Below are 19,678 nucleotides of genomic sequence, written 5' to 3'. Positions count from 1 at the left end.
CAGCGTAAGAGATCTAGTGCAGAGTAATTCTTATTCTAACCATACATGCCCCCTTAAGGATATGCAAATATTAACTATTTTTGAAATAACAACAAAAAATAGAGCAAATCTTAAGCCCCGAATTTTGCAAAAAGATGAAATACAAATCTGTATTTTTTATAAATTGAATGCAAAGGCATAAAAAACTTATGCAAATACAATATAAGTTGATAATTCAAAGGATTAAAACGCCCTTATGCTGCATGCTCTGAAAAATTCAGGCATATCTTAAAAACAGATAATCAATCTGCTTTTCCTTATTTTACAGTGCCTTCACGCTTGATGATAAATAGCAAACATTCCAAGACTGCTTATAGGCTCATTGCTATGTCATTTTCTCATCAACAAAAACCGCTGAATATTGTCGCTGTATCAGGCGGTTTAAACACTCCGTCTAAAACCGAAGCCTTAGTGCAAGAAATTCTGAATGAATTGGGTGATGCCACTCCAATCAACGTACATTTTATTAAATTCAGCGAAATCGGACATTTACTGGGGGGCGCTATTTATCGCCATCAATTGCCGCAACGCATTCAGGATGATTTGGCTGCTGTTGAAGCTGCGGATGCCCTAATTGTGGGAACCCCTGTTTATCGTGCGTCATTTACAGGGTTATTTAAACATTTCTTTGATTTTGTCGAACAGACTGCACTGGTGGATGTGCCTGTATTACTGGCGGCATCAGGGGGGAGTGACCGTCATGCCCTCGTGCTAGAACATCAATTGCGTCCGCTGTTCAGTTTCTTCCAAGCACAGACTTTACCGATTGGTGTGTATGCCACAGACCGTGACTTCACCCCTGAATATAGCATTCACAGTGAACTGCTACGTGACCGCATTACTTTAGCTGTTGCACGCGCCTTGCCAATTTTGGAATGGGCACCAGCCAAAGGTCAGCGTGCCGATGTGGTGAAAGAAAAATCTCAACATGCCAATCAAACGCTGGGGATTAACAAACAAATTGAACAAGACGAAGTTCTGCCTTCAGCAGCCGTACCCAACTTGGATGCAGCAGAGTCACGCTTGCATGCCAAGAAAATGCCACAAAGCCATGTGGCTTAACTCTTAAATTCTTTCTGAGGATCTCGGCATGACACAAGCAAATGATATTTTATTTGCCTATTGGGTACCGAACGTCAGCGGTGGCTTAGTGGTCAGTGACATTGAACAACGCACCGACTGGAGCTATGACTACAATGTCCGTTTGGCGCAAACTGCGGAACAAAATGGCTTTGCTTATGCACTGACTCAAATTCGCTTTACTGCGGGTTATGGCGCTGAAAATCAACATGAATCGGTGAGTTTTAGTCACGGGTTATTGGCGAAAACAGAAAAGCTCAAAGTGATTGCCGCCATTTTGCCAGGTCCTTGGAAACCTGCTCTAGCCGCCAAACAATTGGCGACCATTGACCATCTCTCACAAGGTCGGATTGCCATTAATGTGGTGAGTGGCTGGTTTAGAGGAGAGTTTGATGCCATTGGAGAGGAATGGCCTGAGCATGATCAGCGTTATGCACGTTCAGAGGAATTTATTCGAAGCCTGAAAGGCATCTGGACACAAGACCATTTTAGCTTTCAGGGCGATTATTACCAGTTCAATGACTATACCCTCAAGCCCAAACCCGTGCAGAAGCCACATCTCGAGATCTTTCAAGGTGGCAGTTCCCGAGCGGCACGTGACATGGCCTCCCAAGTGTCGGACTGGTATTTCACCAATGGCAATACTCCTGAGGAGTTAAAGAAACAAATTGAGGATATTCGTGAAAAAGCCAAGTTAAATGGTCATCAGGTCAAAATTGGGGTCAATGCCTTTATTATTGCTCGTGATACAGAACAAGAAGCCCAAGCGGTCTTAGAAGAGATTATTGCCAAGGCCAATATTCCTGCGGTACAGGCTTTTGGCGATGCCACCCGTGAAGCAGGAGCTGCAACGGTTGAAGGTGAAGGCAATTGGGCAAAATCCAGTTTCGAAGATTTGGTGCAATATAACGATGGCTTCAAAACCAACTTGATTGGCACACCAGCACAAATTGCACAGCGGATTGTCGAATTAAAACAGGTCGGGGTAGATTTGATTTTGTCAGGCTTCTTACATTTTATTGAAGAAGTCGAATACTTTGGTGCAAAGGTATTGCCTTTGGTTCGTGAACTCGAAGCACAGCTCGCTGTGCCTGCCAAGTCTGCTTAGGGGTTTGACGAGCAACTCAGCTAGACGAATACATGAACCAATAACAATAAGAAAATGGCAACTCCAAACTTCCCCTAAGACTCGGCTTAGGGGATTTTTTTATAAAAAAGAATAAGCCAACCGTGTTACGTGCGCTGAATTACCGAGCCATTTCAAGCGGTCTAGAACACTCTCGAACTTTGCATATAATCGGCAGTCACCTGATTCAAACTGTCGAGAATATCGGCTTTCTGACCTGTTTGAATTGCCCCATCCAGTTGAGACATATAGCCTAATAACTGCTGTTTGGCAGTTTGGGCAAACTCAGGCGTGACGGCTTGATCTTCGTAGAGTAAAACGTAATTTTTGGCAAAACCGTAAATTAAATATAAAGCTGCTTGTTCTGAAGACTCTGTGGCAAGCGGAATTTGCTGCTCACAGCGCTGTTTAAGTTGTTTGAAGGCATCTGTGCCTGAAGGGAGTGTTTGGAATTGTGTCAAAATCGATTGAAAAATCATTTGAAAAGATCCTCACAAAAAGAAAATCTACAGAATTCAATCTGAGGCGTCAAGCGTCTTATTCCAATTTCAGGCTTTCATTTAAATCATAAAAAATCGAGGCAAAAAACACGCATACCCATGCGCATTTTCCTGCTCTCACCGACAAAAACAACGCTTCAATCACGCAAAAACTACGACTAAAGTCGTATAAACTTCAGCCCTTGATGCGATTTAGAGATTTTACATGTTGCATGCAACATGCTAGCATTCGTTTCAGATCCAGTTGAGATAGTCATTGGTACTGTAATCTGACCAATTTTCACGTGTCGTTGATTCTTGGTTAATCAGTAGCGTTGCGGTATTGATTATGTGGGCTTTCATCAAGTCAGCGGCTTGTTGAGCATCTCCACTTACAAATGCGTGATGCAACTTCAAATGGTCTTCGAAGGTCTGCATACAATTTCGGGAGTGAGGAATTGTTGCAGACCCTGCGATTAACACTTGGTTGCGCGTATTGCTAATAATATCAATCGCTTTCTGATTTCCCACGATCTGTAACAACGCCAAATGGTAGTCACGGTCGGCTTTTAAAGTACCTGTAATGTCGTTTGAGGCCGCTCTTAATTTGAACTCCTCAAAAATAGCATTCAGATGTTCAATATCTTGTTCTGTTCTGACCTCGGTCGCACGATGCACCAGAGGAACTTCCAGCATCAATCGGATTTGAAAGGATTCAATCATTGTTGTGAATGTTGTCGGAATAATACGTATCCCTTTATTTTTCTCAATTTTCACAATGCCAATCTTTTCAAGCATTTGAGCTGCTTCGCGTACGGGTGTGCGTGAAATGCCGCCAAGCATCTGACCCAATTCTGTTGCTGAGTACAAGACATTGAACTGCAAGTGATTATTGATAATTGCATCCTGCAAAATTTCAAAAGCTTCTTCAGTTAATGTTTTTGGTTTTTGGATCAGTTTCATGAGGTTTAACAAAGGGAATCAATATGCTGAATAAACATTATGCCATCATCGGAGGGGGAATCAATGGATTGGCTGTTGCCCGCCAGCTGCTGCTGGACTACCCAGATGCCCGTGTCACGGTGTTTGAAAAAGAAACTGATGTTGCCATGCATCAATCTAGCCATAATTCAGGTGTGGTACATGCAGGACTGTACTATGAACCAGGGGGCTTAAAAGCGCGCTTGTGCCGTCGTGGTGCGACCTTGGTGCAACATTACTGTACCGAAAACCAAATTCCATATGATGAATGTGGCAAAGTTGTGGTGGCGCTGTCCAAAGATGAAGAAGGTCGTCTCGATGCGATCTATAAAAAATCGCTCGCCAACCAAGTGCCTGATGTACGCATTTTACAAGCCGATGAAATTCAAGAGGTTGAGCCGAACTGTATTGGCACCAAAGCCCTGTATTCCCCGCGTACCGCGATTGTTAGCTATGGGGCGATTGCCAAAAAAATTGCCGAAGAAATTAAACAGAAAAATGGCACCTTGGTGCTGGGCCGTAAAGTCGTTAATTTGACCGAGAAAAACAATAAAGTCACGGTGCATTTTGCCGATTACGATGTCTATCCTGCCCAGTTTGACTATGTGGTGACCTGTGCAGGTTTACAGTCCGACCGACTTGCCAGCAACTCAGGCGATATTGCCACACCGAAAATTGTGCCGTTCTTTGGTCAATATTATGTGATTGATGAGCAATTCAAAAATCATGTCAAAGGGCTGATTTATCCTGTACCCGATCCGAAATATCCATTTTTGGGTGTGCATTTTACCAAACGGATTGATGGTCAGATGACCATTGGACCGAATGCCTTTATTTCTTTTGGTCGTGAAAACTATACCGGCAATAAATTCAATCTGTCCGATATTTATGATTTTCTCACCTACAAAGGCTTTTGGAAATTTTCCTCTAAAAACATGCCTGCTGCGGTACGCGAGTTAAGAACGGTACTCAGTCAAACCAATTTTGTCGCAGAAGCCGCCAAATACGTGCCTTCTCTGGCAGATGTCTCTGTAGAACCTGCGACACGCGGCATTCGAGCTCAAGCCATGGAGGCTGATGGCTCACTGGTCGATGACTTTGTCATTCGCAAACAAGGCAATATCACGCACATACGCAACGCCCCATCCCCTGGCGCGACCTCTTCTTTAGCGATTGCCGAATATATTGTGCGCGAAGTCATGTCTCACCACTAATCCTACCCGACGCTTATAAAGGAATATCAAATGAGCAATACTCAAGAAACAGAATTGGAAAAAAAGAAGCGCCTGAAAAAGGTGGCCACCGCGACCATTGTTGGCTCGATGCTGGAATGGTATGACTTCTACCTGTATGCCACCATGGCGTCTATCGTGTTTGCTAAAGTGTTCTTCGATACTTCGGACCCCGGCAGTGCCAGCCTGAAAGCCTTTGCAACATTTGCCATTGGCTTTATTGCCCGCCCATTAGGCGGACTGTTCTTTGGCTATTTTGGCGATAAATATGGTCGTAAGAAGATGCTGTTTGTCACCTTCTTGTTGATGGGACTTTGTACCACGGCGATTGGGCTGATTCCTACCTATGAATCCATCGGTATCTGGGCAGCGGTGTTGTTGGTGACCTTCCGTATTATTCAGGGTCTTGGTGCAGGGGCTGAATTTGCGGGTGCAGCCATTACCTCGTATGAACATGCCTCTGAAGATAAACGCGGTAGCCAAGGCGCATGGCCTGCGTTGGGTCTGAATTTGGGTCTATTACTGTCTTCATTAACCGTGTTCTTGCTAACGCTCAATGGCGATGAATTCTTGATTAATGGTGGCTGGCGTATTCCGTTTATTCTCAGTTTTGTGCTGGTGATTATTGGTTTATGGGTGCGTAAAAGCTTACCTGAAACCCCAGATTATGCTGAGGCACATGTCGAAAAATCCAAGGAAAACCCGTTCAAGCAGATCCTGAAAACCAATATGAAAGGTTTAAGCGTGGTGTTCCTGATTGCGATTGGTTACAACGCCTTGAGTTATATCTTCAAAACCTTCTCTTTGGCATATTTAACGCAGTTCCAAGGTGTAACCGCACATGTCACGTCATTATCGGTAACCATTGCCAGTTTGGTTGCCATCTTCACCGTACCGTTCTTCGGCTGGTTATGTGACAAATGGAACAGTAAAAATGTACTGATTTTGGGTGGTATCCTTTCGATCCTATTTGCTTATCCATTTATGAAGTTACTGGAAACAGGTGAGAGCACTTCAATCTACATCGCTTTAGCGATTGGCACAGGGATTCTTGCGCCAATGATGTTTGCACCACAGGGCTCTTTCCTCAGCCGTCAGTTTGCGGTAGAAAACCGTTCTACTGGGGTGAGCACAGGGCGTGAAATTGGTACGGCAATCGCGGGCGGTTTGGCTCCTTTAGGCGCACTGTCACTGGTTGCGGCTTCACCGACCCACTCTACGACTGGCGTGATCATGATTTTGGTCGCAGCAGGGATCTTTGTTGTACTCACTGCATTTTGTGATCAGGGCTATAAGTTCTCTAAACATAAAAACTAAGTTCGTGAACCCTACTTAATAAAAAACCCATGTCTTTAGTTAAGGCATGGGTTTTATTGTTTTACATCAAATTACTTGGGATAAACATTCGCAATCAGCACATCGACCACCTGCGGATCGGCCAAAGTTGAAGTATCCCCCAAACTATCCAGTTCGTTTGCCGCAATTTTTCTTAAAATACGGCGCATGATTTTACCCGAACGGGTTTTCGGCAAGGCTGGCGCCCAATAGAGGGCATCGGGTGTCGCGACAGGGCCTAAAACTTTGCGAACCCACGCCACCAGTTCAGCTCTAAGTTCTTCAGATTCAGCAACATCCGCTTGTAAGGTCACAAAAGTACAAATGCCCTGTCCTTTAATCTCATGCGGCATACCCACCACGGCAGCTTCCGCTACGGCTTCATGTGCAACCAAAGCACTTTCAATTTCAGCCGTACCCAAACGATGCCCTGCGACATTTAGCACATCATCCACCCGCCCCGTAATCCAGTAATAGCCATCTTTGTCTCGTCGCGCTCCATCCCCTGTAAAATAACTGCCCGGATAAGTCGAGAAATAGGCCTCAATAAAGCGGGCAGGATCTCCCCAAATGGTGCGCATCTGCCCCGGCCAAGAATCCTTGATAATCAGATTACCTTCAGCTTCGCCTTCCAGCTCTTTACCCTCGGCATCAACCAGAGCGGGTTGTATCCCGAACAAAGGACGGGTTGCTGAACCCGGTTTTAAATCGGTTGCCCCCGGTAAAGGAGAAATAAGAATCCCGCCTGTTTCCGTCTGCCACCACGTATCCACAATCGGGCAGCGACCTTCTCCAACCACGGTGTAATACCAGTTCCATGCCTCAGGGTTAATGGGTTCACCCACTGAACCCAACAAGCGTAAACTGCTGCGATCACTTTCGCGTACGAAAGCATCGCCTTCACGCATCATGGAACGAATGGCAGTTGGTGCGGTATATAAAATGGTGACATTGTGCTTGTCGACGATATGTCCCGTCCGTGCCCAACTTGGATATTGCGGTACACCCTCGAAAATTACCGTGGTGGCGCCATTGGAAAGTGGTCCATAAATCACATAGGAATGTCCCGTAATCCAGCCCACATCGGCGGTACACCAGAAAATATCATCTTGTTTTAAATCAAAAACTTCACGGAAAGTACTATTCACATAAGTTAAATAACCGCCCGTGGTATGCAACACACCCTTCGGCTTGCCTGTGGACCCCGAGGTATACAGAATAAATAAAGGATCTTCGGCTTTCATCGGTTCAGGCCGGCATATGTCATTCACCGACATAATTTCCATGTGATACCACAAATCTCGCTGCGGTTGCATTTCAATCGGGTTGCCTGTGCGATGTACCACAATCACATTTTGTACTGAGTCCGTGCCCGGTAAAGTTAAAGCTGCATCGACATTGGCTTTGAGTAAAATCGGTTTACCACCGCGCATCCCTGAGTCTGCGGTAATCACCACTTTGGCCTGACTATCTTCAATACGACTGGCCAAGGAGTCTGGGGAGAAGCCGCCAAACACCACACAATGCACAGCACCAATCCGCGCACAAGCCAGCATCGAAATCGCAGCTTCAGAGACCATAGGCATATACAGCACCACACGATCGCCTTTTTTGACTCCATTTTTTTTCAAGACATTGGCAAAACGGCAAACCTCATCATGCAATTCCACATAGGAAATAATTTTGTGCCGTGAAGGATGATCCCCCTCCCAAATAATCGCAGGCTTATAGGGATGCTCTTTTAAATGACGGTCCAAACAGTTAGCACAGACATTCAATTCACCATCTGCAAACCATTCAATTTTAAAATTTTCTTTATCAAAACTGGTATTTTTGACTTGGGTAAATGGCGTAATCCACTCCAGTTTATGCGCCTGATCAGCCCAGTACGCTTCAGGATGCTCTATCGATTCTTGATAACGTTCAAAATATTCAGCTTCATTGGTACGTGCAGTTTTTTTAAATTCTTCTGGAACAGGATAGACTTCTTTCATATTCATACTTCCTTGATCTTCTTCATCTCATCTCGAGATGCCATGCCACGTTATTGATTTTTTATTGCTGCATTGAAGCAGTATTACGGCGATGTTTTAGACACTACAATCATGCTTTGGTCGTATATTATTTATACAACTTAAATCATCAAGATGAAATCCGACCTCTAAAAAACTTTCGATGAATCAGTGTCTACATGTTTGAAATCATCTTATAATTTTCCTGAATTGCCGCATGCATGCTTTTGCAAAATGCAACATTTCATTACCGAATCCACACTGGAACAGCGTATGAGCACTCCGCAAACCTCCCCATTTTTCTCGCGTAATGTAGCACCCCAAAATGATAATCCCTTGTCTGCACAAGGACGTTTTGGGCGACTGAGCCTGATTGCATGGAGCGGCTTTCTCAATCTGATCACCTTTTTTGCCACACTGGCGTTAAGTCTTTTTTTAGGGATCTTTAACTTCAGTACCTATTCACTGGAAAGCAATCTGTTGCAAACCTTTTTAAGTTTGGCTGGACTAGGCTTTTGGGTCATTTTCCTGCTGTATTTTTATTTCAGTTTCGTGATTGTGATCCGCCGCCTGCATGATTTGAATAAATCAGGTTGGTTGTTGCTGTTACTGTTTATTCCCTTAATCAATTTCTTGATGGCCATCTATATTTTATTGGCATCAGGTACGACGGGCTTGAATCAATATGGTGCGCCACGCGCAACGCCTGTGTGGGAAAAGATTCTGGCATGGTTGATGATTATTTTATTCGTGCTCAGTTTTATTGCTTCAGGCAGCCTCATTTCTTATATGATGGGCGCAGGCGAGCTGGAAACACCGCAAGAAGTGCTTCAAAAAGGCACTGAATATTTCTAAGCTGCTTCTTCATCATCACGTTTAAGCTGTATAACTTCGGTTGCATTGAGTTATCTTTCCGCTGCTTTTCAGGCAAAATAGCGGCAAATTTAAATCGTTTCGGATCTCCTGTGGCAGAACAAACAAATAACCTGAGTGACGTCGCTCAGGGCACTTCACAAATGATACATGAGGCTGGTGCAACCGTCATTGCGCATACCTCAAAGTATAATGATGCGTATACCACCATCGATAAAATCATGGACAGTTTTTGGGAGCGCGTGCCTTATTTCTGTATCGCACTGATTGTTCTGGTCATTTTCTGGTTACTGTCCAAAGTCTTTAAGTTTTTCATTAGTAGGACTTTAGAAAACCGTTCTTATACCCGTCAAAATCTGGTCTTGGTCCTGAATCGTGTCGGCACCAGCGTCATTATTTTCTTTGGTTTCCTGATCGCGATGGTGATTGCCATTCCTGGCTTTACCCCTGGACAACTGATGAGTGCCTTAGGGATTGGTTCGGTGGCGATTGGTTTTGCTTTCAAAGACATTTTCCAGAATATGCTGTCTGGCATCCTGATTTTACTGGGTGAACCATTCCGCATTGGCGATGACATTATTGTGAATAATATGGAAGGTACGGTCGAAGACATTCAAATTCGTGCGACTTTCTTACGTTCTTATGATGGTCGTCGCATCGTAATTCCGAATGCCACCGTATATACCAGCCCAGTCACAGTCAATACCGCCTATCAACGTCGTCGTTGTGAATTTATTGTCGGCATTGGCTATGATGATGACGAACAGAAAGCCAAAAACATTATTAACGCAATTTTAGATAAAAATCGCAATGTACTGAGTCAGCCGGGGTTCACCGTGAATGTTACTGCCTTAGCGGATTTCTCGGTCAATCTGACTGTGCGTTGGTGGATTGATACCACTGAAACCAATATTGCAGCATCAGTCAGTGAAATTCAGGCCGAGGTGAAACAGGCCTTTAACGAGCACGACATCAACATTCCTTATCCTGTACAGGAAGTGAAAGTGCATCGTGACCAGAACTTACCCTACATGATGCCTGAAAACTCAGGCAAACAGACGTCCTAAGACATAGGAAATTGCCGTTTCCGTTCTTAAAATACGGTTGCCTAAGCTCACTGCTTGGCAGCCGTTTTTTTCGAGCAGATCAACCTCATAAGGAATAAAGCCACCTTCAGGTCCAATCAGCAAGGTACAGCCATGCTTTATGGCATGCGGCATATTTATTTCAGCATAGGGATGTGCCACATAAGCCGGCTTTTCAGGCGTAATCCACGTGGGCAGCACATCTTCAACAAAAGGTTTAAAGCGTTTATAGATTTCAATGTTCGGGGCAATGGTATCCCCTGCCTGCTCCAAGCCTAAAGTCACGTACTGGTCAATTTGCTGTAAAAAAGGCGTTTGCCAATAGCTTTTATCCACCCGATAACTATGCAGCAACACAATTTTTTCCACGCCCATGGTTACGCTGTCCATGATTAAACGACGCAATACTTTAGGACGTGGCATTGCCACAATTAACGTTACGGGTAATTTGGCAGGGAGCACTTCTTCCTGAACAGGTCGTAGCTGGATGGCACGCTCACTCACTGCCAAGACTTCCGTTATATACCGTTTTCCCGTTCTGATCCCGACTTTTAAACGATCTCCCACCTGTACATTGACATGAGTCTGCAAATGCTCAAGCTGGCGACTAGAAGTAATGGACCACACATTGGATTCAGTTTGGCGTGGGTCTAAAAGAACGATATTCATAATAAAGAAAACAAATCCAATCAGTAAAGGCTCAATCAACACATGCCATCGCAGATGGGCGACAGGGATGTCGCTCGCAGTGCTGAGGTACAGGACGTACCTTCAGCACCGCAAAAGATTTTTGTTACTTTTCATCTCTGAAAAGTAGGAATCACCTACGCGAAAGCATCGGCTGAATTGACAATATTTGCGGTTGTGACAAACGCATTCAAATTTCCGGGACTTATAAATAACCATCAATGGCTTGAATGTGCTTCTGTAATGAGCCTTGATTCAGTTGCATAATTTTTTGCGCTGCAAGATTCAACTGTTGCGCTTGTTCAGTATTTTCCAGTAACTGCATCAGTATGGTTGCGGCCTGCTCCGCAGTGTCGACCACTTTAACGGCATCGGCTTGGACAAATTCATCGACAATGGTTTGGAAATTGAAATAGTTTTTACCCAAGATGGTCGGCACATTTAACGCAATCGGCTCTAAAATATTATGACCACCACCCGGTTCATTCAATGAGCCACCAACAAAACAAACCTGACTTAAGGCATACCATAACCACAATTCGCCCATACTATCCGCCAAAAAAACTTGGGTGTCTGCCTGTATAGGTTGCTGCTGACTACGCCTGCTGGTCTGTAAATTCAGATTTTGTGCGATTTGATAGACTTCATCAAAACGCTCTGGATGACGTGGTACCACAATACACAGCAATTCCGGATGCTGCTGTAAATACGGCTGTAAAGCGCTCAGTAATTTTTGCTCTTCAGGCGCATGCGTGCTGGCAATGGTGATAATTTTCCGACTTGCCAACCGCCAGTCGTGTTTGAGCTGTATGGCCTGTTGCACAAATTGCTCTGGAGCATGAATATCAAACTTGATACTGCCCACCACCTGCGTCACTGACGGAGCCGCACCGAGCTGGATAAAGCGCTCTGCAGTTCCCGCATCCTGTGCCAGTAACTGATTCAACCCCTTGAGCATGGCTTGGGTTAAACCCGACACTTTGGCATAACCCTGTGCCGATTTTGCCGAAAGGCGGGCATTGACCAAAATCGTGGGCACCTTGAATGCCTGTGCCTGATCCAGCAGATTCGGCCATAATTCGGTTTCGACTAAAATCAAAATCTTCGGTTGATATTTTTGGAAAAACGCCTGCACCAGCCTCTTTTGATCGGCAGGTAAATACACCGCTTGAAACAAGGCTTGATATGGGGCTTTATTAAATAAAGACTTGGCGCGTGCCTGCCCTGTTTTGGTGGTATTGGTTACCAAGACAAAGTGCCCGAGTTTTAAATAATGCTCAATCAGTGGCTGTGCTGCATTGGTTTCACCGACAGAAACCGCATGAAACCAAATGGTGTTTAAATTTTTAGGGGATTGAAATGGACCAAAACGTTCCAGACATTCTTGTTGGTAAGCTGCGACATCTTGCGCACGTTTTTTTATTCGCCATTGATACAGCGGTTTAATGATTGCGAGTGCTGCGTTATACCAAAAAGGAGTAGCCAAATACGTGCTCCAACAAAACGATTTAAAATAAAACAGCGCAATTTACCACATTGGATAAATCGCGCTGTTATCTTGTCGTGAATTTAGCGGAAAAGCAATTTAAACCGCCGCGGTTTCCATTTCCGCCAAGCTTGGATAATCAATATAGCCAGCGGCCACATCTGTTCCAATCATGGTTTCCAGTTTGAGTTCATTCAACGGCGCATCTTGGACTAAACGTTCGTACAAGTCTGGGTTGGCAATATAAGCTTTCCCGAAAGATACCGCATCCGCCTGACCTGTCGCCAATAAATCGACGGCATCTTCACGGCTTAAACGCATATTGGCAATATATGGCACACCACCCGAACGCTGTTTCATATAGGTACTGATGCTGTCATCTGCCAAATATTCGCGGGTAAAGAAAAAGGCAATTTGACGTTTTCCTAATTCTTCGAGGGCATAACCGAATGTTTCACGTGGATTCTCATCGCCCATGTCATGCTCATCGCCACGTGGTGCCAAGTGTACCCCCACACGACCTGCGCCCCATACGTCAATCAGCGCATCCACCACCTCTAACAACAAGCGCGCACGATTTTCTACGCTACCGCCATATTGGTCATCACGTAAGTTGGTTGAACTTTGCAGGAACTGGTCAATCAAATAACCATTGGCTGCATGCAATTCAACTCCATCAAATCCTGCTGCTTTGGCACGAATTGCCGCTTGTTTATATTGTTCAATAATGCTTTGAATTTCTGCGATTGCTAATGGACGAGGAACTACATATTCACGTTTTGGACGCAATAGGCTGACATAGCCTTTTTGCTGTACATTACTGGCTGAAACAGGCGTTTCACCATTGAGTAAATCGGGATGTGAAACACGACCCACATGCCACAACTGCGCCACAATTAAGCCATCTTGCGCATGTACCGCTTGAGTGACCTGTTTCCAGCCTTCAACCTGCGCGTCATTAAACAGCCCAGGGGTATTTAAATAACCATTGGCTTCTTCGGAAATCACTGTCGCTTCAGAAATAATTAAACCACTGCTGGCACGCTGTGCGTAATACTCTGCCATCATTGCCGTTGGTACACGGTCAACGGTCGCACGGCTGCGGGTTAAAGGTGCCATGATGACACGGTTTTTTAATTCTAAATTGCCCAAACGCAAAGGGGTGCTTAACTCAGCCATAGTCGCCTCAATATTCACTCAAACTTAAAGTGAATGTTTTAAATGATCGATATATTGCTGAATCAAGGCTTCGTTACGGGAAAAATAAGACCACTGTCCGTATTTTTCGACTTGAATTAAACCTGCCTGTTGGAGCACCGAAAGATGATTCGACATGGTCGATTGCGAGACTTTACCCAAACGTTCAATGTGCCCAGCACATACGCCACGTCTAAAGCCACCACATTCTTCAGCCGATAAAAACTGTTCAGGATGTTTTAACCATTCCAGAATTTGACGGCGGGTCGGATTCGCCAATGCTTTAAAAATTAAATCAATATCCATAGTCCAGACATGTTCAATCAGGCACAAGCTTGATTCAGCTTTTCTTTAATATATCGCATTTTTTCGATTTTTATATCGAATATTTTAGATATATTGTAAAAAACTGCATCAAACTTGGCTAAGTTACTGATGATACTTAACTTATAAGCCTTGCTTTAAGCTCGCCTCAATAAATTTATCCAGATCACCATCCAATACTGCACCCGTATTCGAATTTTCAACACCAGTACGTAAGTCTTTAATACGTGAGTCATCCAAAACGTAGGAACGAATCTGGCTGCCCCAACCAATATCCGACTTCGAGTCTTCTAGTGCTTGCGCAGCTTCGTTACGTTTGCTCATTTCCAGCTCATACAACTTGGCACGTAACTGTTTCCATGCATGATCACGGTTGGCGTGTTGTGAACGCTGGTTCTGACACGCCACCACAATACCTGTCGGCGCATGGGTTAAACGTACCGCAGAGTCAGTTTTGTTAATGTGCTGACCACCTGCACCCGAAGCACGATACGTATCGGTACGGACATCCGATGGATTGATGTCAATTTCAATATTGTCATCAACTTCTGGAGAGACAAACACCGCAGAGAACGAGGTATGACGACGGTTACCCGAGTCAAATGGCGATTTACGCACTAAACGGTGTACACCTGATTCGGTACGCAACCAACCATAGGCATATTCACCTTCAACACGAATAGTTGCCGATTTAATCCCTGCCACATCACCGTCAGATTCTTCCATCAGCTCGGCTTTAAAGCCGTGACGTTCGATCCAGCGCATATACATACGCAACAACATGGATGCCCAGTCTTGTGCTTCAGTACCACCTGAACCTGCCTGAATTTCCACATAACATGGATTCGGGTCCATTGGGTTGCTGAACATACGGCGGAATTCAAGTTTTGCCAGTTCTTCTTCGGCAGAACTCAATTCAGATTGCACATCGGCCAACAGACTCTCGTCATCGGCTTCAACTGCCAAATCCAGCATCGCTTGTGCATCTTCAAGTTGAGTCGCTAAACCATCCAATACGTTTAAAACGTTTTCGAGTTCGCCTTTTTCTTTGGCCATTGCCTGCGCACGGCTCTGGTCATTCCAAATCGCAGGATCTTCTAATTCACGCAGAACTTCTTCTAAACGTTCTTTTTTCAGATCGTAGTCAAAGATACCCCCGTAGTGTTTGACCACGGTCGTTTAAATCTTTTAATTGGTTTAAATAAGGATTAATTTCCACGGGAGCTACTCTCAAATCAATTATTAGCTTAAATAGCCCTCAATTATAGCACAGAGCATGTCGAGATTTTTAACCCCTACATGTAATTAGGAATTGACGGGGCTGCTGGATTTAACAACAATAGCCGCACTTTAAAACAGCATAACAATTTTATAACGACAACCACTTCAGGGGTTTATTTCATGAAACACGTATTCGTCAGTTTGGCTTTAGCTATGATGGCATCCACAAGTTTTGCCTATGATGCGCAAATAGATACAGGCTTTAGCTATTTTGACCGTGACGATAATATTACGGATGCTGAAGGGCAGTTTGACCTGAAAGGGACTTTCTACTTCACACCAGTCATGGCAAAAAATGCACCGCTGAATGAAGCTGCATTCTTGGGTCATCATAGCAATGCCTCGCTAAGTTATCGCTATAACTACTGGGACAGTAAAACTTGGTCCGATGGTCTAGGCAATAATATTTCTTATGAAAGTAATGCCAACCATATTGGCGCTGGCATCGAATATTTTGTCAACCAAATCTATTTAAATGGTCAGGTTGGGTTTGGACAAGCTGAGGATGAAACCACAATCCAATCTGTGCTCGGCAGCCGCAAATATAAAGAAGATTATGATGCTACCACCTATCGCGCCTTGATCGGTTATTTCCCGCTCCCGAACCTTCTGATTGCAACAGGTATCGATGGCTACCAAGGCGATGAAGACAACGATGATAACCGTTTTGCCTTGGCTGCCAAATATGTTGCACCAGTAGGACAAGGGCAATTTGTTAACTTTGAAGCGGAAGGCGCTTGGGGTGATACCGATAATATTAGCTTAGCTGCCGATTATTATTTTGATCCAGCCTTTAGCTTTGGTTTAGCCTATAACATTGAGGATGATGGTGATGAAGACCTCGACTTCTTCTCAGTACGTTCTAAATATTTCTTAAATCCAAACTTTGCACTTGGCGGTACTGTTGGTTTTGGTGATGATGTGCAAGCTTTTAATGTGAATGCTACATTACGCTTCTAATTTTCCGCTCTTTTATCCATGTAAATAAAACACGTCGTTAAGGCGTGTTTTATTTATTTTTCGCTTACAATTTCGTCGCTTTTTTCAGCAAAAACTATGCTATTCATAGAAAATCCACAATTTTAATAAATCACTACAATTATTAAATTACTTATATATCAAATATTTAAAATAACGTAATTACACAATATTACGCTCGACACAATTCCGTAACCTTCGAGCTGTTGACGCTTTTGTGTTTTCCCCTAGACTAAAAGTGTAACAAAAAATTTAACTTATTTATTAGCCAAATTTCAGAGGGGTCATTTCCATGAAAAAATTAGCAATTGCTTCAGCGCTATTCTCTGTCGTTGCAATGACTGGAACAGCACACGCATACCAAGCAGAAATCGGTGCTTCTGCTGGACTAATCGATCCGGATAACGGCAGCTCAAGCGGCTCTTTTGGTGTAGATGGCACTTATTACTTCAACCCTGTACAAACCCGTAATGCACCTTTAGCAGAAGCGGCGTTCTTAGACCGTGCCAGCAATGTCAATGCACACTATGCTTATAAAGAAGCCGGCGATGACGAAGAGAATAACTACGGTGCTGGCGTTGAATTCTTCGTACCTAACTCGGATTTCTACTTGAGCGGTAACATTGGTCGCCAAGATGTAGAACAACGTTATGGTCGTGACCGTGACACCACGCTTTACAGCGCTGAAGTCGGTTACTTACCTGCACCAGGCTTCTTGGTGGCGGCTGGTCTAAAAGGCTATGACGACGACTATGATGATGGTGTAGACCCAACAGTACGTGCAAAATATGTCACTCAACTGAGCAATGGTAAAGACATCAACCTAGAAGCAGGTGCTTCTTTTGGTGACCTAGATGAGTACAATCTTGCAGCGGACTACTTTATTGATAAAAGCTTCAGTGTCGGTGCTGACTACTACAGCAATGATCTGAGTGATGTAAACGAATTTGGTGTAAATGTACGTAAATTCTTTACACCACAAGTCAGCCTTGAAGGCAGTGTTGGTTTTGGTGAAATCGGCAACAATGACTACAACAAGTTTGGTGTAGCAGCGAAATACCGCTTCTAATTTACCCAAACGATATCCATAAAAAAACCGCTGAATTCAGCGGTTTTTTTATTATTGCAAATGCAACACTCTCAGTTGCAAACTGACCTGACCATTAAAACTGTTTTGCTCTAACTCATACACCAAATGCACAGAAGATTGCATCGGATCAAAGCTAAATTTATCTGCTGCATTAAAGGCGATGGCATCCACCACTTGACCATTGTCTAAGGCCAGTCGAAGTTTCAGGTGTAGTTCCTTTAACCAACGATAATCCAGCACCTGAAACTGCCCTTCAAAAACAGGAGAAGGAAATTTTTGTCCCCACGGGCTTAAATGCTGTAACAAATGTACCGTATCCAAATTCAATGCTTCAGTCGGAAGCACACCATCGGTCCATAATGTGGCTTGAAATAAAGCCTCATCCATCGTTTGAATCAACTGAACAAATTGCTGTTTAAATTCTTCAAAATGCTGTTTCTTGATGGTCAACCCTGCCGCAGCGGCATGTCCGCCAAAATGACTGACCAAATGCGGAGATTGTTCTGCAACGCTTTCAATCGCATCGCGAATATGAATTCCCTCTATCGATCGGGCAGAACCTTTGATATGTTCACCATCGTCATCTGCGGCAAACACAATGGCAGGGCGATGAAACTGCTCCTTCAACCGCCCCGCCACAATGCCAATCACGCCTTGATGCCAATGTGGCTCAAATAAAATCAATGCCGCTGGTGTTTCCGTCTCATCCAACTTAAATTGTGCCAAAGCGGTTAAGGCATCCTGCTTCATTTGTGTTTCGACTTGGCGACGCTCAACATTCAGTTGATTCAACTGCTGTGCCAACGCATAAGCACTGCTGTAATCCTCTGCCAAAAGACACTCGATACCAATATCCATGGTTTCCATACGTCCCGCAGCATTGATCCGCGGACCCAAGACAAAACCGAGATCTTGAGCTTTAAGTTGTGCTGCATCACGTCCCGCAATGTACAATAAAGCTGAAATTCCGACACGACACTGCTGTTGCTGGATGCGTTTCAAACCGGCATCCACTAGAATACGGTTGTTATAGTCCAGTGCTGCAACGTCGGCATAGGTCCCCAACGCCACCAAATCCAAATATTGCGCCATCTTGGCACTGGATTTACTTTGCTGCGCACGGTGGCTACTCAAATTCGCCAGTAGATAAAATGCAACGCCTACACCCGCCAAGGCTTTACTTGGAAACTCGCAGCCCAATTGATTCGGATTCACCACGGCTTCCGCAGCAGGTGTTTCTTTTGTGGTCAAGTGATGATCAGTGATCACCACCTGCATACCTAGCGCTTGTGCCTGTGCCACGCCTGCATGGCTAGAAATGCCATTATCAACCGTGACCAGCACTTGCGGCTGAAACTTGGCAAAAGCCAAATCTGCAATCGCTGGGGTTAAACCATAGCCATATTTAAAGCGGTCAGGCACCAGATAATTCACCTCTGCACCCATCTCTTGCAAAGCCAAAATCATCAAGGCTGTGCTGGTGGCACCATCGGCATCATAATCGCCAACAATTACTATTTTTTTCTGCTGATCAATGGCGTGATCCAGCAATGCAATGGCTTGTGTGAGCCCTTTTAAATTCGGTGCCAATAAATGCTTGAGTTTGAATTCAAGTTCTTGTTCGGATTGCACACCTCGGCGCGCCAAAATTTGTGCAATAAAAGCTGGCACGCCCTGAAAATCTTCAGGGCGTGTTAAATAAGGTCGTTGCTTAATCTGTATTTGTGTCATTTACGGCATGAGTCGTTGTAATTTCCATATACCGTCAATTTTTTCATAACTCAGGCGGTCATGTAAACGATTTGGACGTCCTTGCCAGAATTCATAATAATCTGGCTGTAAACGGTAGCCGCCCCAGAATGCAGGTTTATCCAGTTCGGCTTGCTCCGCAACCTGATCTTGTAAATTCTGGAAACGTTGCTGAAGTTCATCACGACTGGCAATCACACCACTTTGCGGGGTACTGATATGTGCCGCAATCTGACTATCACGTGGACGCTTGCGATAATACGAGGTTGCTTCGTCTTCTGAAATTTTCTCCACTCGACCACTGACGCGTACTTGGCGCTCAAGTTCAGGCCAGTAGAACAACAGCTCCGCATACGGATTCTCAACCAAATCTAGACCTTTTTGGCTGTCGTAATTGGTGTAAAAGTCATAGCCTGCTTCGGTTGCGCCACGTAACAGTACCGTACGCACATGCGGACGCCCTTGACGGTTTGCCGTCGCCAAATACATCGCATATGGTTCGTGTAAACGCGCCTCTAATGCCATATTGAACCAATTCAGGAATTGCTCATGCGGATGCTGCTGTACTTCGGATTCGAGCAACTCCCCTTTTTGGTAACTTAAACGCAATTCACTTAAATCTTTAATTAAATCGCTCATTGCAT

Annotated in this window: 18 protein-coding genes; 8 read left to right on the top strand and 10 right to left on the bottom strand. The window is 44.4% G+C overall.

Features of this window, described 5'->3' with window-relative positions; genetic code table 11:
* Window positions 1-366: 366 nt before the first annotated feature.
* Both msuE and sfnG read left to right on the top strand, forming a co-directional pair.
* Complete coding sequence (gene msuE / locus GWK51_RS04825) at window positions 367-1,101, top strand: FMN reductase (RefSeq protein WP_161932891.1); 735 nt, start codon at window positions 367-369, stop codon at window positions 1,099-1,101.
* A gap of 28 nt (window positions 1,102-1,129) precedes the next feature.
* Complete coding sequence (sfnG, locus tag GWK51_RS04820; protein ID WP_161932890.1) at window positions 1,130-2,227, top strand: dimethylsulfone monooxygenase SfnG; 1,098 nt, start codon at window positions 1,130-1,132, stop codon at window positions 2,225-2,227.
* Window positions 2,228-2,388: 161 nt separating this feature from the next.
* Here sfnG and GWK51_RS04815 read toward each other — a convergent pair whose 3' ends face one another.
* Together GWK51_RS04815 and GWK51_RS04810 are read right to left on the bottom strand one after the other, a co-directional pair.
* A complete protein-coding gene (locus tag GWK51_RS04815; protein ID WP_161932889.1) occupies window positions 2,389-2,724 on the bottom strand; it encodes a hypothetical protein in 336 nt (111 codons plus the stop codon).
* 255 nt (window positions 2,725-2,979) lie between these two features.
* Window positions 2,980-3,687 (bottom strand): GntR family transcriptional regulator, encoded by a 708-nt coding sequence (locus GWK51_RS04810; protein ID WP_100241198.1) that lies wholly within the window; start codon window positions 3,685-3,687, stop codon window positions 2,980-2,982.
* A gap of 23 nt (window positions 3,688-3,710) precedes the next feature.
* Here GWK51_RS04810 and lhgO point away from each other — a divergent pair, with 23 nt between their 5' ends.
* Together lhgO and GWK51_RS04800 are read left to right on the top strand one after the other, a co-directional pair.
* Window positions 3,711-4,919, top strand: coding sequence for an L-2-hydroxyglutarate oxidase (lhgO, locus tag GWK51_RS04805; RefSeq protein ID WP_161932888.1), 1,209 nt, complete (start codon window positions 3,711-3,713; stop codon window positions 4,917-4,919).
* Window positions 4,920-4,949: 30 nt separating this feature from the next.
* Window positions 4,950-6,254: an MFS transporter gene (locus GWK51_RS04800; RefSeq protein ID WP_142767576.1), complete on the top strand. Its 1,305-nt coding sequence runs from the start codon at window positions 4,950-4,952 to the stop codon at window positions 6,252-6,254.
* A gap of 71 nt (window positions 6,255-6,325) precedes the next feature.
* Here the strand turns inward: GWK51_RS04800 and acs are convergent, their stop codons facing one another.
* The gene (gene acs / locus GWK51_RS04795; protein ID WP_161932887.1) at window positions 6,326-8,266 is read right to left on the bottom strand and encodes an acetate--CoA ligase; all 1,941 of its coding nucleotides are present in this window, start codon (window positions 8,264-8,266) and stop codon (window positions 6,326-6,328) included.
* Between the two features lie 291 nt (window positions 8,267-8,557).
* On the opposite strand from acs, the gene GWK51_RS04790 reads away from it, so the two are divergent.
* Both GWK51_RS04790 and GWK51_RS04785 read left to right on the top strand, forming a co-directional pair.
* The gene (locus GWK51_RS04790; protein ID WP_161933066.1) at window positions 8,558-9,139 is read left to right on the top strand and encodes a DUF805 domain-containing protein; all 582 of its coding nucleotides are present in this window, start codon (window positions 8,558-8,560) and stop codon (window positions 9,137-9,139) included.
* A gap of 161 nt (window positions 9,140-9,300) precedes the next feature.
* A complete protein-coding gene (locus GWK51_RS04785) occupies window positions 9,301-10,224 on the top strand; it encodes a mechanosensitive ion channel family protein (protein ID WP_216071719.1) in 924 nt (307 codons plus the stop codon).
* Here the strand turns inward: GWK51_RS04785 and GWK51_RS04780 are convergent.
* From GWK51_RS04780 to prfB, 5 genes are all read right to left on the bottom strand, one after another.
* Window positions 10,204-10,911 carry a 16S rRNA (uracil(1498)-N(3))-methyltransferase gene (locus tag GWK51_RS04780; RefSeq protein ID WP_161932885.1) on the bottom strand — a complete coding sequence of 236 codons (708 nt, stop codon included), beginning with the start codon at window positions 10,909-10,911 and terminating at the stop codon, window positions 10,204-10,206. The two genes, GWK51_RS04785 and GWK51_RS04780, sit on opposite strands and share 21 nt — an antisense overlap.
* Before the next feature lie 223 nt (window positions 10,912-11,134).
* Complete coding sequence (locus GWK51_RS04775) at window positions 11,135-12,415, bottom strand: 3-deoxy-D-manno-octulosonic acid transferase (RefSeq protein WP_161932884.1); 1,281 nt, start codon at window positions 12,413-12,415, stop codon at window positions 11,135-11,137.
* 99 nt (window positions 12,416-12,514) lie between these two features.
* Window positions 12,515-13,594 (bottom strand): alkene reductase, encoded by a 1,080-nt coding sequence (locus GWK51_RS04770; RefSeq protein ID WP_161932883.1) that lies wholly within the window; start codon window positions 13,592-13,594, stop codon window positions 12,515-12,517.
* A gap of 24 nt (window positions 13,595-13,618) precedes the next feature.
* Window positions 13,619-13,918: an ArsR/SmtB family transcription factor gene (locus GWK51_RS04765; RefSeq protein WP_100241190.1), complete on the bottom strand. Its 300-nt coding sequence runs from the start codon at window positions 13,916-13,918 to the stop codon at window positions 13,619-13,621.
* A gap of 141 nt (window positions 13,919-14,059) precedes the next feature.
* A protein-coding gene (gene prfB / locus GWK51_RS04760; RefSeq protein WP_100241189.1) for a peptide chain release factor 2 occupies window positions 14,060-15,155 on the bottom strand; the annotation gives its coding sequence in 2 pieces (ribosomal slippage) (window positions 14,060-15,082 and window positions 15,084-15,155; 1,095 coding nt in all).
* A 182-nt stretch (window positions 15,156-15,337) separates the two neighbouring features.
* Between prfB and GWK51_RS04755 the strand changes: the two genes are divergently transcribed.
* The gene (locus GWK51_RS04755) at window positions 15,338-16,177 is read left to right on the top strand and encodes a putative porin (RefSeq protein ID WP_161932882.1); all 840 of its coding nucleotides are present in this window, start codon (window positions 15,338-15,340) and stop codon (window positions 16,175-16,177) included.
* A gap of 310 nt (window positions 16,178-16,487) precedes the next feature.
* A complete protein-coding gene (locus tag GWK51_RS04750) occupies window positions 16,488-17,264 on the top strand; it encodes a putative porin (RefSeq protein ID WP_161932881.1) in 777 nt (258 codons plus the stop codon).
* A gap of 51 nt (window positions 17,265-17,315) precedes the next feature.
* Here GWK51_RS04750 and recJ read toward each other — a convergent pair whose 3' ends face one another.
* Window positions 17,316-19,016 carry a single-stranded-DNA-specific exonuclease RecJ gene (gene recJ, locus GWK51_RS04745; protein ID WP_161932880.1) on the bottom strand — a complete coding sequence of 567 codons (1,701 nt, stop codon included), beginning with the start codon at window positions 19,014-19,016 and terminating at the stop codon, window positions 17,316-17,318.
* Entirely contained in the window at window positions 19,017-19,673 is a 657-nt protein-coding gene (pdxH, locus tag GWK51_RS04740; RefSeq protein ID WP_161932879.1) for a pyridoxamine 5'-phosphate oxidase, read from the bottom strand.
* Window positions 19,674-19,678: the final 5 nt, after the last annotated feature.

The organism is Acinetobacter kanungonis (assembly GCF_009939195.1).
In the GTDB taxonomy this organism is placed as follows: domain Bacteria; phylum Pseudomonadota; class Gammaproteobacteria; order Pseudomonadales; family Moraxellaceae; genus Acinetobacter; species Acinetobacter kanungonis.
This window is presented reverse-complemented; position numbering and strand designations above follow the sequence as displayed.

Excerpts from the sequence above, each read along its gene's own strand:
- GWK51_RS04785 (WP_216071719.1), top strand. The coding sequence starts at position 9,301 with ATGATACATGAGGCTGGTGCAACCGTCATTGCGCATACCTCAAAGTAT.
- GWK51_RS04750 (WP_161932881.1), top strand. The coding sequence starts at position 16,488 with ATGAAAAAATTAGCAATTGCTTCAGCGCTATTCTCTGTCGTTGCAATG.
- GWK51_RS04755 (WP_161932882.1), top strand. The coding sequence starts at position 15,338 with ATGAAACACGTATTCGTCAGTTTGGCTTTAGCTATGATGGCATCCACA.
- acs (WP_161932887.1), bottom strand. The coding sequence starts at position 8,266 with ATGAAAGAAGTCTATCCTGTTCCAGAAGAATTTAAAAAAACTGCACGT.
- GWK51_RS04765 (WP_100241190.1), bottom strand. The coding sequence starts at position 13,918 with ATGGATATTGATTTAATTTTTAAAGCATTGGCGAATCCGACCCGCCGT.
- GWK51_RS04815 (WP_161932889.1), bottom strand. The coding sequence starts at position 2,724 with ATGATTTTTCAATCGATTTTGACACAATTCCAAACACTCCCTTCAGGC.
- sfnG (WP_161932890.1), top strand. The coding sequence starts at position 1,130 with ATGACACAAGCAAATGATATTTTATTTGCCTATTGGGTACCGAACGTC.
- GWK51_RS04770 (WP_161932883.1), bottom strand. The coding sequence starts at position 13,594 with ATGGCTGAGTTAAGCACCCCTTTGCGTTTGGGCAATTTAGAATTAAAA.
- GWK51_RS04780 (WP_161932885.1), bottom strand. The coding sequence starts at position 10,911 with ATGAATATCGTTCTTTTAGACCCACGCCAAACTGAATCCAATGTGTGG.
- msuE (WP_161932891.1), top strand. The coding sequence starts at position 367 with ATGTCATTTTCTCATCAACAAAAACCGCTGAATATTGTCGCTGTATCA.
- pdxH (WP_161932879.1), bottom strand. The coding sequence starts at position 19,673 with ATGAGCGATTTAATTAAAGATTTAAGTGAATTGCGTTTAAGTTACCAA.
- GWK51_RS04790 (WP_161933066.1), top strand. The coding sequence starts at position 8,558 with ATGAGCACTCCGCAAACCTCCCCATTTTTCTCGCGTAATGTAGCACCC.
- recJ (WP_161932880.1), bottom strand. The coding sequence starts at position 19,016 with ATGACACAAATACAGATTAAGCAACGACCTTATTTAACACGCCCTGAA.
- GWK51_RS04800 (WP_142767576.1), top strand. The coding sequence starts at position 4,950 with ATGAGCAATACTCAAGAAACAGAATTGGAAAAAAAGAAGCGCCTGAAA.
- lhgO (WP_161932888.1), top strand. The coding sequence starts at position 3,711 with ATGCTGAATAAACATTATGCCATCATCGGAGGGGGAATCAATGGATTG.
- GWK51_RS04810 (WP_100241198.1), bottom strand. The coding sequence starts at position 3,687 with ATGAAACTGATCCAAAAACCAAAAACATTAACTGAAGAAGCTTTTGAA.